Source organism: Nocardia sp. NPDC058705 (assembly GCF_042749305.1).
Classification (GTDB): Bacteria; Actinomycetota; Actinomycetes; order Mycobacteriales; family Mycobacteriaceae; genus Nocardia.
The window spans coordinates 344,964-360,018 of sequence record NZ_JBHYRN010000003.1 but is presented as its reverse complement, the minus strand read 5'-3'; the positions used below and the strand labels follow the sequence as shown (position 1 = coordinate 360,018).

The 15,055-nt window shown below is 69.5% G+C and carries 13 protein-coding genes; 7 read left to right on the top strand and 6 right to left on the bottom strand.

Annotated features, from left to right (window positions below):
• Nucleotides 1-96 precede the first annotated feature (96 nt).
• The gene (locus ACFW6D_RS07115; RefSeq protein WP_379325615.1) at nucleotides 97-1,278 is read left to right on the top strand and encodes a hypothetical protein; all 1,182 of its coding nucleotides are present in this window, start codon (nucleotides 97-99) and stop codon (nucleotides 1,276-1,278) included.
• A gap of 211 nt (nucleotides 1,279-1,489) precedes the next feature.
• Here the strand turns inward: ACFW6D_RS07115 and ACFW6D_RS07110 are convergent, their stop codons facing one another.
• Nucleotides 1,490-2,341 (bottom strand): bifunctional 5,10-methylenetetrahydrofolate dehydrogenase/5,10-methenyltetrahydrofolate cyclohydrolase, encoded by an 852-nt coding sequence (locus tag ACFW6D_RS07110; RefSeq protein WP_379325613.1) that lies wholly within the window; start codon nucleotides 2,339-2,341, stop codon nucleotides 1,490-1,492.
• 163 nt (nucleotides 2,342-2,504) lie between these two features.
• Between ACFW6D_RS07110 and ACFW6D_RS07105 the strand changes: the two genes are divergently transcribed.
• Nucleotides 2,505-3,377, top strand: a complete 873-nt coding sequence (locus ACFW6D_RS07105) for an ElyC/SanA/YdcF family protein (protein ID WP_379325611.1) — start codon at nucleotides 2,505-2,507, stop codon at nucleotides 3,375-3,377.
• Between the two features lie 52 nt (nucleotides 3,378-3,429).
• On the top strand, nucleotides 3,430-4,230 hold the full coding sequence (locus ACFW6D_RS07100; protein ID WP_379325609.1) for a putative protein N(5)-glutamine methyltransferase: 801 nt from the start codon (nucleotides 3,430-3,432) through the stop codon (nucleotides 4,228-4,230).
• Between the two features lie 149 nt (nucleotides 4,231-4,379).
• On the opposite strand, the gene ACFW6D_RS07095 is transcribed toward ACFW6D_RS07100, so the two are convergent.
• Together ACFW6D_RS07095 and ACFW6D_RS07090 are read right to left on the bottom strand one after the other, a co-directional pair.
• Nucleotides 4,380-5,207, bottom strand: coding sequence for an SDR family NAD(P)-dependent oxidoreductase (locus tag ACFW6D_RS07095; RefSeq protein WP_379325607.1), 828 nt, complete (start codon nucleotides 5,205-5,207; stop codon nucleotides 4,380-4,382).
• 28 nt (nucleotides 5,208-5,235) lie between these two features.
• Nucleotides 5,236-6,810: a succinic semialdehyde dehydrogenase gene (locus ACFW6D_RS07090; RefSeq protein WP_379325605.1), complete on the bottom strand. Its 1,575-nt coding sequence runs from the start codon at nucleotides 6,808-6,810 to the stop codon at nucleotides 5,236-5,238.
• Between the two features lie 146 nt (nucleotides 6,811-6,956).
• On the opposite strand from ACFW6D_RS07090, the gene ACFW6D_RS07085 reads away from it, so the two are divergent.
• Nucleotides 6,957-7,637, top strand: coding sequence for a TetR/AcrR family transcriptional regulator (locus tag ACFW6D_RS07085; protein ID WP_379325603.1), 681 nt, complete (start codon nucleotides 6,957-6,959; stop codon nucleotides 7,635-7,637).
• Here the strand turns inward: ACFW6D_RS07085 and ACFW6D_RS07080 are convergent.
• On the bottom strand, nucleotides 7,611-8,519 hold the full coding sequence (locus ACFW6D_RS07080; RefSeq protein ID WP_379325601.1) for a DMT family transporter: 909 nt from the start codon (nucleotides 8,517-8,519) through the stop codon (nucleotides 7,611-7,613). The two genes, ACFW6D_RS07085 and ACFW6D_RS07080, sit on opposite strands and share 27 nt — an antisense overlap.
• 222 nt (nucleotides 8,520-8,741) lie before the next feature.
• Here ACFW6D_RS07080 and ACFW6D_RS07075 point away from each other — a divergent pair, with 222 nt between their 5' ends.
• Nucleotides 8,742-9,443 carry a response regulator gene (locus tag ACFW6D_RS07075; RefSeq protein WP_379325599.1) on the top strand — a complete coding sequence of 234 codons (702 nt, stop codon included), beginning with the start codon at nucleotides 8,742-8,744 and terminating at the stop codon, nucleotides 9,441-9,443.
• Nucleotides 9,440-10,471 carry an ATP-binding protein gene (locus ACFW6D_RS07070; RefSeq protein ID WP_379325597.1) on the top strand — a complete coding sequence of 344 codons (1,032 nt, stop codon included), beginning with the start codon at nucleotides 9,440-9,442 and terminating at the stop codon, nucleotides 10,469-10,471. The genes ACFW6D_RS07075 and ACFW6D_RS07070 overlap by 4 nt, the downstream gene beginning before the upstream one ends.
• Nucleotides 10,472-10,581: 110 nt before the next feature.
• Here ACFW6D_RS07070 and ACFW6D_RS07065 read toward each other — a convergent pair whose 3' ends face one another.
• A complete protein-coding gene (locus ACFW6D_RS07065; RefSeq protein ID WP_379325595.1) occupies nucleotides 10,582-10,860 on the bottom strand; it encodes a hypothetical protein in 279 nt (92 codons plus the stop codon).
• Nucleotides 10,861-10,873: 13 nt separating this feature from the next.
• On the opposite strand from ACFW6D_RS07065, the gene ACFW6D_RS07060 reads away from it, so the two are divergent.
• Nucleotides 10,874-12,859 (top strand): DUF4153 domain-containing protein, encoded by a 1,986-nt coding sequence (locus tag ACFW6D_RS07060; RefSeq protein ID WP_379325593.1) that lies wholly within the window; start codon nucleotides 10,874-10,876, stop codon nucleotides 12,857-12,859.
• A 48-nt stretch (nucleotides 12,860-12,907) separates the two neighbouring features.
• Here ACFW6D_RS07060 and ACFW6D_RS07055 read toward each other — a convergent pair whose 3' ends face one another.
• Nucleotides 12,908-14,959: an AAA family ATPase gene (locus ACFW6D_RS07055; RefSeq protein ID WP_379325591.1), complete on the bottom strand. Its 2,052-nt coding sequence runs from the start codon at nucleotides 14,957-14,959 to the stop codon at nucleotides 12,908-12,910.
• Between the last annotated feature and the right edge of the window lie 96 nt (nucleotides 14,960-15,055).

Sequence of the window (15,055 nt, the reverse complement as noted above, 5' to 3'; positions counted from 1 at the left end):
GCATTCGGCGAACGCGCCGTCAGGGCAGTATCGTGCCCGTAACGAAATCGTTGCGGGACATACCCTGACGGCGACGAGCCTGATGAAGGTGGGGCGATGGATCGACCGGAAGCGCACAGACCGATCGGGGCTCGACGGCACGACCCGGGATCGGCCGGTGCTCCGCTCGCGGCTGTCACCCCGATTCGGCGCTCGCGCGACCTCGGCGCTCCGCGGCCACGTCGGCTGAACGAGCCGGTCAGCGGGGCCCGCCACCGCATCGAGGGCGGACCGACGACACCGGCCGGTATTCCGGTGATCTCGGCGGCCGACGCGACTGTCACCGATCGGCTACCGGTGGTCGGTGGGAAGTTCGATCCCGGTGCGCACCACAGCATCCCGGACATCGCGTTTTCGATCGAGGACAACGGTCCCGACACCGATGAGCTGCCGATCATCACCACCCCTCCCCCGGCCTGGGCGACGCTCGAGCATCCCAAGCCCTGGTCTGCGGCGACCCAGCATTCGCGTTCCGACCGCGGTGCCGCCACTGTTCCGCCGCACCCGGCGCCGGATCACCGTGGCACTGATACCTACCCGCCGCGGGCGGACTATCGAAGTGCCGAGACCTTCACCCCTCGCTCCGCGCCTGAATTCGGCAATGCCGACGGCTCTTCCGCCGACTCCCGCGCCGCGGACAGCGAGCGTCCCGCACCCGATTACAACGGTGACGACGAGGTCTTCGCGCGGATGATCGACCGGTCCAAGCAGCGGCGCGTGCCTCGCTGGGTCGCTCCACTGGTCGCGTCGGTGGCCGGTGCCGTCCTACTCGGTGGCACCTATGTCCAATTGCGTGGGCCCGCACCGACATCCACGGCGGCGAGCACTCCGCTGGTGCCGAGCTCGGTGAGTCCGGTGACCGCCGCATGCCCCACCGAACAGTTCGGCACCATGGTGCGGGGCAACGGGGCGGGCGGCACCGAATCCGGCATCGCGGCGATCCTGGCTTTCCAACACGCGTATTACGTTGCGCGGTCCGGTGATCAGGCACGGACCCTCGTGTCCTCCGATGCCGCGGCACCGTCGGCGGCCGCCATCCAGGCTGGGATCGACTCCACTCCGGTCGGGACCACGCACTGTGTGGAGATCACCCCGGGTGCCTTCGCCGGTCAGTATCTGGTGAAGGTCACCGCGTTCCGGCCGGATTCGGCTCCGAGCACCTACACACCGCAACTGGTGGGCACCGCCGAAATCGGCAACAAAACGCTGATCACGTCATTCGGGGCGGCACCGCGCTAGACCCGAACGATGCCAACGCCCCTGGCGGCCTCGGCCACCGACCGGCCTTGACGGCGAGCTGCCGCCGCGCGATGTGATGACGAGTGTGCGCTCACCGCGCCGCCCGAGGTGTCGGTCGTTCAGCGACGCCTTGTCTGCGGCCCAACAGAGGTCGGCGCGCTGCCGCCTCGACAGCGCGCCGAGCGATCCTGCGGTGAGACCACGAGGACGTTCAGGCGCGGAATTTTTCGGCCGCGACAACCACGTGGCGCATGAGCAGCGCGGTGGTGACCGGGCCGACTCCGCCGGGCACAGGGCTCAGCGCGGCGGCCTTGCCGATGACCGAGGCCGCGTCGACATCGCCGACGATGCCGCCGTCTTCGGCCTCGTTGGTGCCCACGTCGATCACGACCGCGCCCTCACCGATGTGCTTGCCGGTGACCAAGCCGATCCGGCCCGCGGCGGCGACCACGATGTCGGCGGGGGTGGTGACCGCGGCCAGGTCCGCGGTGCGCGAGTGCGCAACGGTGACGGTGGCGTTCTCGACGAGCAGCAGCTGGGCGAGGGGCTTGCCGACGATGTTGGAGCGGCCGACCACGGTGACGAGGCGGCCCTGTAGCGCGATGCCGTGGTGCTTCAGCAGCTCGACGACGGCTTCGGAGGTGGCGGGGACGAAACCGTCGAGGCCGGAGGCGAGCAGGCCGAGCGACAGCGGGCTCACGCCGTCGACGTCCTTGGTCGCGGCGATCGCCGAACTCACGTCGTCGAGGTTCACGCCCGCGGGCAGTGGGGTCTGCAACATGATCGCGTCGGTGGCCGGGTCGGCGCTGCGCGCGCTCAGTTCGGCGCGGATCGTCTCGGCGCTGGCGTCGGCACCGAGATCGATGCGCTCGCAAGCGATTCCGAGTCGCTCGGCGGCCTTGCGCAGCGAGTTCACGTACCAGGTACTGGCCGGGTCGTCGTTGGCGACGATCAGCGCCAGAGTCGGCGCGGTGCCCGCGGCGGTGAGCGCGGCCGCGCGCTGTTTCGAGTCGGCGTTGATGGCGGCGGCGAGTTCCTTGCCGGTCAGCGAAGCGGTATCCACGGTGAGTCACCTTATCCGCCACCGGGCCGAGGACCTGTCGCCGGGCCGCGACGCGCGGAAGGTGGTCGAGGTCCACCACGGCCAGGGCGGGCGGTCGTAGCGTGTTGGCAGCTCTGCTCTCTCAGCACGTACCGAACCGTTCGCGGGAAGGGTTGCGACTGCCGTGAAGATCTCGAGGCACTGGAAACAACTGGCCGCCGCAGTACTGGCGACCGCCGCATTGACCGGCACGACCGTCGGCCCGGCGGCCGCGGAAGCGGATGTGACCGCGCTCTACAACTCCGCACAGCGACATTTCACCGACGGCGACGACGCCGCGGGACGGGCCGACCTGCGCGCCCTCATCGCCGCCGATCCCCACGACGCCGACGCGCTCGCCCTGCAGGCGATCTGGTCGCACTACGCCGGTGACCCCGCCGCGGTGGGTGACGCGCTGACCCGGCTCGGCGGCATCGACCCGGCCAAGGCGGCGGGTACCAACCACGTGCTGCACGCGGTGACCGCGGCCGCCGCCACCCTGCCCAATCCGCTGCCCGCGCTGGTCGGTCCGCAGACCGGCATCGTGGTCCTCGGCTACGGCCTGCTCCCCGACGGCGCGCTGCGCCCGGAACTGGAGAACCGGCTCACCGCCGCGTGGCTGCAGGCGGTCGCCGCGCCGTTCTCCCCGGTGATCGTGACCGGCGGCAATCCACAGAACGGCATCTCCGAGGCCGAGGCGATGCGGCGCTGGCTCGTCGCGCGTGGTCTGCCGGGCGATCGGATCCATGTGGAGGATCGGGCCGGATCGACCGTGCAGAACGCGCTGTTCAGCACGCGGATGCTGCGCGATCTGGGTGCAACCAGCGCGGTGGTGGTGACCTCCCCGAACCACATTCGGCGCGCGGTCGCCGACTTCATCGTGGCGGGTACCGCGGTGGTCGGGGCGATGACCTCACTCGAACAGCTGGTTTCGCAGTTGCCCCCGCCCGCGCGCAGTGCCCAGCGCGGGATCTACCTCGACGCCACGCGAACCTTCGAACTGGACAGTTCACGCTGAGTCGTCGCACCTGCGGCGACAACTCGGTTGCCCGGTCGGGAACAATCGGCACGTGAGCTGTTTTCCCGAGGTGGTCGTCACGTTGCGACGCGCAGGATGTGTGTTCGCCGAGGACGAAGCCACGCTGCTGATCGAGGCGGCGGCAGGCGATCCGCGGCGGCTGGATGTATTGGTCCGGCAGCGGGTTTCGGGGACACCGCTCGAATATCTGCTCGGCTGGGTGGAATTCCGAGGGCTGCGGGTCGGCGTGCGCCCTGGGGTTTTCGTGCCGCGGCAACGCACCGCGTTTCTGGTGGAACAGGCAGTCGAGGGTCTCGTGCCGGGGACTTCGCGGGTCTGTGTCGTCGACTTGTGTTGTGGCTGTGGGGCACTCGGACTCAGCGCCGCGACCGACCTCACCACACGGGGATGCGAGGTGGAGCTGGTCGCCGCGGATATCGACCCCGTCGCCGTGGCCTGCGCGCGCGAGAACCTCGCCCCGATCAGCGCCCCGGTATTCGGTGGTGACCTGTTCGACGCGCTACCGGCTGACCTGCACGGCCGCATCGACATCCTGCTCGCGAACACACCGTATGTGCCGAGCGCCCGGGTCGCCGACCTGCCGCCGGAGGCACGCGAGCACGAGCCGCTCGCCGCGCTCGACGGCGGGACGGACGGGCTCGATGTGTTCCGGCGGGTGGCCGAAGGCGCGGCCGCATGGCTGGCGCCGGGCGGCACCGTGCTGGTGGAAACCGGTGCCGAACAGGTCGATACCGCGTGCTCGGTGCTCGCCGCGCACGGCCTCGTACCCCGCGTGGCGGAGTCAGAGGAGCACTACGCCACCGTCGTTCTCGGCACCCGTGATCCTGGCTGATCGCGCCTGCTCGTCGAGCCGACAGTCCGGACCGGTCGGCACACCTCGAAACAGCAAGCGACGCAGACCTGTACGTCCCGTCGCCCGACATGACGGTGCCCCCGTCGAGCGATCGCTTCCACGACCGGTCGACAGGGGCACCGCGTGAACTACTTACGTCCGGTGAACTGATCCATCGAGTGGTACACGCCCACCGCGTTCAGGTACAGGTCGCGAACCTTGATCGGCAGCAGACCGGTCAGTGCGCGGTTCATCCGTGAGGTCCACGGCATCACCACCAGCGCGCCGCCCGCCTTCATCTCCGACCACGACGTGTCGACCACATCGTGCTGCTCGAGCATCGGCGTGAGGAAGATGCCCTTCGCGCCGTCGAACATGCCGGTGTTGATGTAGGTCGGGCAGACCGTGGTGACCTTCACGTGCTCGTGGCCTGCCTGCTCGAGCTCGAGGCGCACCGAGTCCGACCAGCCAAGCGCCGCCCACTTCGACCCCGCGTACACGGCCATGCGCGGGTTGGCGACCAGCGCGGCCGAGGACGCGATATTGAGCACGCGCGCCTGGCTCGCACCGGCGACCATGCCCGGCAGGAACTCCAGGGTGACGTACATCGGGGCCAGCGAGTTGATCGCCATCGTCTTGTCGATGTCGGCGCGGTTCTCGGTTTCCCAGAAGTAGGTGTTGCCGCGCACGATGCCGGCGTTGTTGACCAGGATGTCGATCCCGCCGACCTCCTTGCGCACCGCCTCGCCGGCCTCGCGGATCGAGTCCTGCGACGACACGTCCACCACGTAGTGGTGCACCTTGCCGCCCGCGGCGGTCAGCTGCGCCGCCGTCTCACGCAGGGCGAGCTCGTTGATATCCCACAGCACCACCGCGTCGGCGCCCTCGGACACAGCCTTCTCCGCGAACAGCTTGCCCAGACCCATGGCAGCGCCGGTGACCAGCACCCGTTTGCCCGCGACCGTTTCCAACTTCATGTGCGCACCTACCCCTGGTTCGTTTCCGCTACTTCTGGCGCAGCGTCTTCATGACACCGAAAACCAGCGTCATCGTCTTGGCCCACATCTGCTCGGACATGCCGGGCAGCGGCGCGATCGGCATGAGCCGCTGGACAGCGATGGTCTGGGTGTCGATGTACTTCAGCAGGCCCTCGGGACCGTGGCGACGGCCCTGGCCGGAGATGCCGAGACCACCCGACGGCGCGTCGATGCTGCCCCAGGCGGCAATGAAGCCCTCGTTCACGTTCACCGAACCGGCGTTGATCCGCGCGGCGATCTCCTTGCCGCGGTTCACATCCCGGCTCCACACGCTGGCGTTGAGGCCGTAGGCGGTGTCGTTGGCTGCCTCGACGGCGGCGTCGTCGGAGTCGACCTTGTACACCGACACGACCGGGCCGAAGGTCTCCTCGCGGAAGACGGTCATGCCCGGCTTCACATCAGCGAGCACGGTGGGCTCGTAGAAGTAGGGGCCCAGATCCGGACGCGCGCGGCCACCGGCGAGGACCTTGGCGCCCTTGGCGACCGCGTCGTCGACATGCTCGCTGACGGTCGCGAGCTGACGCGGGAAGGTCAGCGAACCCATGTCCCGGCTGTAGTCGAGCTCGCCACCGAGCGACATGTTCTTGACATTGCCGACGAATTCGGCGACGAACTGGTCGTAGACCGAGGCGTCGACGTAGATGCGTTCCATCGACTCACACAGCTGGCCCGCCGACGAGAAGCACGCGCGCACAGCCAGTTTCGCGGCCTTGGAGACATCGGCGTCTGCCAGCACGAGCAGCGGGTTCTTGCCGCCGAGCTCGAGGGAGTAGCCGATCAGGCGCTCACCGGCCTGCTGGGCGATGGTGCGGCCGGTGGCGCTGGAACCGGTGTAGTCGACGTAGTCGGCGCGCGCGATCACCTCGCCGCCGATGTCGCGGCCGCGGCCGAGCACGGCCTGCCACAGACCCCGCGGCAGCCCGGCCCGCTCGGCGGCGTCGATGGCCCACAGCGCGGTGAGCGCGGTCTGGTTGTCGGGGCGCGCGATGACCGCGTTGCCCGCGATCAGGGCGGGCAGCGCGTCGGAGGCCGCCAGTGCGAGGGGGTAGTTCCACGGCGAGATGACCGCGACGACGCCCTTGGGCCGGTTGTGTACCTCGACCGAGGTGAGCACCGGCAGCACGCCGCGCGGCTTGCGGTCGGCGAGCAGCTTGGGTGCGACGGTGGCGTAGTAGCGCGCGTTCAGCGCGACGTCGGCGATCTCGTCGAAGGCGTGCGGGCGGGACTTGCCGGTCTCGGTCTGCACGATGTCGAGGATGGTCTCCTGCTCGGCGAGCACGATGTCGTGGAAGCGGCGCACGATTTCGGCACGCTGCTTGACGCTCACCTTCGCCCAGTCACGCTGCGCGTGCCGGGCGACGGCGAAGGCGCGCTCGATGTCCTCGACAGAAGACTGGGGCAGGTCACCGATCTTGTGGCCGGTGGCCGGGGCGAAGGTCTCGACCGACGGCGCACCACCGGCGACTCCGCGATCGAACAGGGGCTTGACCAGGGCGGTCGGCAGCGCGGTGGGTTCGGCGGTCAGCTCGGGGGCGGTCGTCATTGTCGGCCCTTCTCCTCAACAGATGGATCGCGCGCAACAGTCGCGCACGTTCAGATTATTTACTGAACACTAGTGTTAGATTAATGCCAGCGCCCTGGTTCGTGTCAAGCTTTCAGTGCGCGAGCAGTGACGGTGAGGGAGGCGCGATGACCGAGGACTCGACCGCGGTGCGTCGCGGGCGCCCGCCGCAGACGCAGGAGCAGGCCGAAGAGGTCCGCGCTCGGATCGTCGAGGCGACCGCCGCGGTGTTCGCGCGCAACGGGTCGCGTGGCCTGAGTGTCGCCCAGATCATCGAAGAGGCGGGGCTGGCCAGGCCCACTTTCTACCGCTATTTCGGCAATGCGTCCGAGCCGCTGCACGCGGTACTCGACGCGTCCAACGACGGCCTCGTCGGCGGGATCCGCGAAGCGCTCGCCGGCACCGATGAGCCGGTGCAGTTGGGTATCCGGCTGATCGACGCGTATGTGGACTGGGCGCGGGGGCACGGGCCGATGCTGCGGCCGCTGTTCGCCGAATTGCACGACCCGGGCTCGGTTGTCTCGGCCTACCGCGAACGCGCGCTCGACGATATCCGCGATCTGGTGCGCAAGACCTTCGGCGACCTCGGTCGTCCGGTGCCCGCACCCCTCGATATGGACGCGGCGCTGCACGTGTGCGAGTACGTCGTCTACCGGCTCACCATGGGCAGCGAACCGGGCAGCGATCCCGATCCCGCGCTGGCGTCGGAGGCCAGGGTGACCATGATTCGCGTCCTGCTGGTCACCCTGGGCACTCGCGACGATCTCGCCTACGCGATGGAACTACCCGGTCTGTTCCCTGACCTGTAGCGACGCGGTTTTCTCGGTGGCCGCCACCAGGGCGACCGCGAGGAGCACTGCACCGATCCAGCCCGCCACGCCGAGTCGTTCATCCAGGAACAGCACTGCCAGCAGCGTGCCGGTGAGCGGTTCGAGCAGGGCGAGCAGGGCGCCGGTGCCCGCGCCCGCCGCGGTGAGGCCGCGGAAGTAGAGCGTATAGGCGATGGCCGTCGGGAACAGTCCGAGGGCCAGAACTCCCGCTACGCCGGGCACGGTGATGTCGAAGGCGGTGGTGGTCACCGCCGCCGGGACGGCGAGCACTATCGCGCCCCCGGTGAAGCCGATTCCGGTGCTGGTGACGGGGTCGAGGCCGGGTACCGGGACTGCGGAGATCACCGTGAGCACGGCGAACGCGGTGGCGGCGGCCAGTGCCAGGGCCGCACCGAACAGCACGCGCGACCCGCCCGCGCCGGGTGTGCCGACCAGCAGCGCGAGGCCGGTGAGGGCGAGGGCGATGCTGCGCGACCGGGTGCGATCGAGTGCTCGCCTGCCGGTGAGATGTTCGAGTACGGCGACCACGACCGGGGACATGCCGATGGTGATCAGCGTCGCCAGACTCACCGAGGACAGGGCGACCGCGCCGAAGTAGCAGCCCTGGAACACCGCCGCGAGAACGGCTGTCGCACCGATGCGCCGCCAGGCGGGGGCATCACGCGGGATGGCTCTGCGGGTGAGGATGCACAGCCCCACCAGCAGTAACCCGCCGACGGCCAGGCGCACGGCGGCGACCGCCACCGGGGACAGGTGGGTCGAGCGTTGGACGAAGGTGCCGAGTAGGCCGCCGGTCCCCCAGAGGATTCCGGCGATGACGAGATCAGCTGTGCCAACGCGGGCGGACAGCGAAACAGACATGGGTGTGCTCCTGCGACAGAAAGGTGAAGGGGTCGCGAGAAGCGAGGTGCACGACTACATACCGAAACCACCGGCGCGTTGATCAAGCGCCGCGGGGCACCTCGCTCAGGAGGCGGGCGGCGGGGTGGAGCGGAAGCAGTTGTGCACGCCGCCACTGTACTCCACACACAATCTCCACATTTGGCGACATAACCCTCCACACGGGCTCGCTAGGGTCGCACCATGGAAAACAGTGGGGGCGGGACAGGACAGGCGGCACGCCGGATCCTGGTGGTCGACGACGAGGTGACGATCGCGGAGTCGGTGGCCGCGAGGTTGCGGGCCGAAGGGTTCATCGTCGACCTGGCACACGATGGTCCGGCCGCGGTGGCGGCGGCGCAGGCGGGCGAGCCCGATCTGGTGGTCCTCGACGTCATGTTGCCGGGGTTCGACGGGTTGGAGGTGTGCCGCCGGATTCAAGCCGAGCGGCCCGTGCCCGTGCTCATGCTCACCGCGCGCACCGACGAGACCGATCAGCTCATCGGGCTCGGTGTCGGGGCCGACGACTATCTCACCAAGCCGTTCTCGATGCGGGTGCTCGCCGCCCGCGTGCACGCGCTGTTGCGACGGGTGGACCGGGCTGCCGAGCGCGGCGACCACAGCATCGTCGTCGGCGATCTGCGGATCGACCTCGCCGAGCGGCGGGTGTGGCGCGGTGATGCCGAAGCACGGCTCACCCCACTGGAATTCGACCTGCTGACCCGGCTCGCGCAACGTCCGCGGGCGGTGCTCGCGAGAGAGCGACTGCTGGAAGACATCTGGGACTGGTCCGATGCGGCGGGGACGCGGGCGGTGGATTCGCACGTGAAAGCGTTGCGGCGCAAGCTCGGTGCCGATCTCATCCGCACTGTGCACGGTGTCGGCTACGCCCTGGACGCGCGATGACCGACCGCACGGTGACGTTGATGGATCGCATCGCCGATGTGCTGCCGCGTCCGCTGGACCGGCTGCGCTCCATCAAGCTCAAGCTGGCGGTGCTGATGTTGTGCTCGGGTGGTGTCGCGTTCGGGTATTTCCGGTTGCAGATCGGCTGGTTGCCGCCGCTGACCACGGCGACCGCGTTCGGGATCGCGTTGATCACCTCGCAGTTCCTCGCGCACGGGATCACCCGCCCGTTGCGTCAGATGACCGCGGCGGCGCGGCAGATGGCCCAGGGCGACTACAGCTTTCGGGTGCGGGCGTCCTCGCGTGATGAAGTGGGTCAGCTGGCGACCGCGTTCAATCAGATGTCGGCCGACCTGGCCGCCGCGGACCGGCAGCGCCGCGACCTCATCGCGAATGTGTCCCATGAGCTGCGCACGCCGGTGACCGCGCTGCACGCCGTGTTGGAGAACCTGGTAGACGGGGTGAGCCAGCCCGACCCGGCGACGCTGCGGACCGCCCTCGCCCAGACCGAACGTCTCGGCCTGCTGGTCTCCGAACTCCTCGACCTGTCCAGCATCGAGGCGGGCGCGTTCACGCTTGATCGCGAAACCCTGCCGCTGGCACCACTGTTGGCGGAGGTGATCGCCGAAGCCGAGGTGATGACTGCTGCGCTCGGACGTGGTGTTCGGTTCACGACATCCATCGACCCGCCCGACGCGACCGTGTTCGCCGACCGCGCCCGCCTGCACCAGGTGCTGTTCAACCTGCTCGACAATGCCGCCAGGCACGGCCCCTCCGGTGGCGAGGTCCGGGTCTCGGCATCGACGGGCCCCGAAGGCACGGTCCTGGAAATCCAGGACGACGGCCCCGGCATCCCGGAAGCCGAGCGCGCCACCGTCTTCGACCGTTTCACCCGCGGTGGTCGCACCGACGGCGGCGGCACCGGCCTCGGCCTCGCCATCGCCCGCTGGGTGATCGACCTGCACGGCGGCACCATCGCCGTCGCCGACCCCGGCTCCCGCATCCGCGTCGTCCTGCCCACGGACTGACCCCTACATCCCTACGAACTCTCCCGGCACTTTGGTCCCGGGGCATATCTGCACACCTCCAGGAGGGGAAAAACCATGTCCGACAAGCCGATACCCGAGGCTCCTGCGCCTCAGCCGAGTGCTACCGAGAACCCGAATCCCGCAGCCGAAACCTCACAGACGGGCGGCGGTCCAGCAAGTTCCGGCACTCGGTCGACCGCGGCACGCACCGAGACCCCGACACCGGACACGACGATTCCTGCGGCGGCGGACGGCTCGGTGCCGGTCACGACACTGCTTGCCGAGCGGCGCACGCGCGGCGCTGTCCAGCCGGGTACGCCGGGCTGGACGGCCGGGGCATGGCCGAACGCGGCGGCGGCGGCCAGGACCGGATCGTCCGCGAGTTCCATGCCGCTACCGTCGATGCCGCCTCCGCTACCGCCGGTCCCGAAACGCTGGGAGTGCGTCGCCCGCCCACCCGGTGTGCTGCCCGCCGCGGCGCTGGCCGGCATCGTCGGTGCCACGGTGATCCCGGTGGACCGTCCCGGTATCGGCTGGCTCATCGCGGGCACTGCCATCACCGGCGCTCTCGTCGCGGTCGATTACCGCGCCCGGTTGCGTGGTCGGTCCGAATCGTCGGAGGTCGCCTCGGCGTCGGCTACGTCGGCTACGAACACTCCTTCCACTGCGGCACCGAGTACTGATCTGAAGTCTGCTGAGCAACAGTCGACTACGGCACCTGCCGATCTCGCGACGCGCGAAGCGGGCGAGGTCGCGGCTGCCACGGAGGACTCCGATTCGCGCCGCACGGCGGACCCCGTTCAGGGCGACAACGTCCGGCCCGCGGGCGAAACGGTCACGTCGCGATCAGCCGACACCACGAGCGAGCGGGCGGCGGTTCACGGCGGCACGACCGACAACGGTGCCGAGTCCGTGAACAGTGCTGCGAATACTCCTGATTCGACTCCGGGTGACATCAGGGTGGTGACGTCGCCCGCCGAAGGTGGTCCTGCCGAAGCGCCGACAACCTCGCGAACCGACTCCGACGAGGCACGTTCGGCGACAGCATCTGCGCCGAACAGCGCCGTGTCCGCGAACATGGCCGTGTCGACGGACGACGTCATGTCGGCGAATGAAGCTGTGGCGGCGAACAAGACTGTGGCGCCGAAGCCGAATGAGCCTGTTCCCCACTCTGTTTCGGTCGGCGATCGGGTCTGGTGGGCAGCGGCGGCGATAGTGTTGCTCGGGGTGGGGACGGTGCGGGCGGCGGGGTGGCTGTTCGTGCTGTGTGTGATCGCGGCGTGTGTGGCCGGGTCGTTGGCGGTGTTGGGGCGGCGGAGTGTGCGGGGGATCGCGCACGACATGTTCGCGGTGCCGTTGGCGTCGTTCGGGGCTGTGCCGTGGGCGTTCTCGGGGCTGCGGGAGTCGCGGTCGGTGGGGAGCTCCACTGTGCGGCGGTACGGAGTTTCCATCGCGGCGACCGCGGCATTGCTGGTGGTGTTCGTGCCGCTGCTCGGCGGGGCGGACGCCACGTTCGCGAAGATGTTGAACGGGCTCGTGCCGAAGGTGGACGGCCCGGCGGCGTGGCAGTGGATCTTCCTGTTCGTGGTCGTCACGGTGGGTGTGCTGGGGGCGCTGTACCTGCTCGCGGGACCGCCTTCGCGGGCGGCGGATTCGGTTCGGCCGGTGCGTCTTTGGTCGCGCAGCGAGTGGATGCTCCCAGTTGGCGCGTTGACCGTGTTGTTCGCGGTGTTCGTCGGCGCCCAGTTCGTGGCACTGTTCGGTGGCGACGATTACGTGCAGCGCACCGCGGGTCTGACCTACGCCGAATACGCGCGCAGCGGATTCTGGCAGCTGTCGGCGGTGAGCATCCTGACGCTGGCCGTGATCGTCGCTGTTCTGCACTGGTCGAAGCAGGAAACTGCCGCTGACCGCCTGTCGTTGCGCGTCCTGCTGAGCGCGGTGAGCGTGCTGGCGCTGGTCATCGTCGGATCGGCACTGGGCCGGATGTGGACCTACCAGCAGGCCTACGGGTTCACCGTGCTCCGGTTGCTGGTGACGATGTGCGAACTCTGGGTCGGTCTGGTCTACGTTCTCGTGCTGGTCGCCATCGCCCGACTGCGGTGGACCTGGGTGCCGCGCGCCGCGATCGGGACGGCCCTGGCAACCCTGATCGCCCTTGCCGCGATCAACCCCGAACACCTTGTCGCCGAACGCAATATCGACCGCTGGTCCACCAGCAAGCGCCTGGACGCGGGCTACCTGGGCACCCTCTCCCCCGACATCCTGCCCGCCCTCGACGGTCTACAGGACCCGTTCCTGCGCATGCAGATCAAGGACGCCGTCCTGCGCGACTTGGACGACGACCGCTGGTGGTCGTGGAACTGGTCGCGCAGCTCGGCTCGCTGACGGTCACGTCATGCGGTCGCCCGCCATGGGCGACCGCGTAACACCTCACTACCCTTGCGGCGCGACGGTTCTCGACAGACCGCTGGCTCGGAGAACGCGGCGGCCGATCGCGGCGCGGATGGATTCCTCGGTGCCGATGATGCGGACGTGCGTGCGCGCTCGGGTGATGGCCGTGTAGAGGAGTTCCCTGGTGAGCAGGGTGGATTCGGGTTCGGGGAGGACGACCGAGACCGTGTCGTACTGGCTGCCCTGGCTGCGGTGGATGGTCATGGCGAAAACCGTGACCACGGCCGGGAACTGGGTGGGATGGACGAGGTAGGGCTCGCTGCCGCGCTGCAATGCGGCGCGCAGCGAGCCGTCCGGGCGTCGGATGATGACGCCGGTGTCACCGTTGTAGATCCGGGCTTCGTGATCGTTGGCGGTGACCAGCAGCGGCTGACCGGGATACCAGACCGATTGCGGCCCTTCGGGTCCCGCGCCACCGGCCGCGGCCCACTCGGCCGCCATCCGATCCCAGCGTTCGACGCCGAAGGGACCCTGGCGATGGGCGCAGAGCAGGCGGTGAGATTCCAGTGCGGTCAGTGCGCCGATCGCGTCGCCCGCTTCCGCCGCGGCCGTGACGGCGAGGGCAGCGGTTGTCACGTCCGCCCGCACAGCGCGGATGTCGTCGGGGCCGCACAGCGACACATCGTCGCCACCCGCCCGCAGAATTGCCAGTGCCGCATCGGCATCGCCGGCCCGGACAGCAACCGCCAGGTCCGCGATGTGCCCGCCGAATCGCCTCCCCCTGGTCAACCGGACGATCCCGCCCTGCAGCCGCCGCTGTTCGAGAGACGTCAGCGAGTGCGCCGCTGCCGGACTCACCGAAGATCCGGCCCCTGCCTCCGGCGACTCGGCCACGCCGCCCGCGTCACGCCCCACATCCCGGACGTCACCATCGGGTTCGCGAGCGCCACCACTCTGGGCCGGGGTCTCAGCGCCTGCCACGCCGCTCGACGCAGGTGACAGGCCTGCCCGCACCCCATCGACATCGAGCACCTCGCGCAGCGCCGGATTGGGCGCGCCACTGACGGGACCGGCGACGAGGTCGGCCAGTACCGCACCCGCATCGACCGAGGCGAGCTGGTCGGGGTCGCCGACGAGGACCAGGCGGGTGTCGGGGCGCAGGGCGGAGAAGAGGTGGCTCATCATCGTGAGCGACACCATCGAGGTCTCGTCGACCACGACGACGTCGTAGGGCAGGCGGTTGTGCTCGTGGTGGCGGAAGCGGGTGGTGCGGCCACGTTGCCAGCCGAGGAGGCGGTGCAGGGTCGAGGCGGTGAGCTCGGGCAGGCCGAGCTCGGCGGCCTGTTCACGCACCGCTTCCTGTAGGCGGGCCGCCGCTTTGCCGGTCGGTGCGGCGAGGGCGATGCGCAGGGCGGGCAACTTGGGCGATGCGTTGCGGTGGGCGGTGAGCAGGGCCAGGATGCGGGCGATGGTGTGGGTTTTGCCGGTGCCGGGGCCGCCCGCGACGACAGTGGTCCAGTGGGTCGCGGCGAGGGCGGCGGCCAGGCGTTGCCGGTCGGGCCCGTCGCCGAGCGGGTCGGCGAAGAGCCGATCCAGTTGTGCGCGAACGAGTTCGGTGTCGATGACGGGGTGATCGGCGCTGCGTTCGGTGAGTACTCGCCGCAGAATCTGTTCCTGCTGGTAGTACCGGTCTAGGTAGAGCAGCGCGCCACCCTCGGCGTCGGCTTCGACGATCCGCAACGGGCGCAGCGGACCGGACTGCCCGCCGCAGCTCAGCGGACTCCGCCGCAGGGCGGTCAGCACCCGATCGGTGTCCGGCCACGGCAGGGTCGCCGGGTCGATTCCCGTTGCGCTGTCCCGTGTTTCGTCGGCATCGATGCCGATCTCGCGCATCCGGGCCAGCTCGAGACACACCGAACCCGACCGCACCGCGCGCACCGCCAGCGCCGCGGCGAACAGCACGTCCTCGCTGTCCTCGCGCCCCATCCGACCCAACCGCACCGCGACGTGCACATCCGCCGCGGACAGCACACCGGCCTCGTTGAACACCCGCAGCAGCCCGGTCCCCCGCTGCGCCACCTGAATAGACGTCATGATCGGTGCCTCTCCGTCGTCAGCACCGGGCGCCGTCGCGCCGCACACCGGCCACCAGCCGACCGACAATCGCGGACGGCACTGTGGAGAATTCGT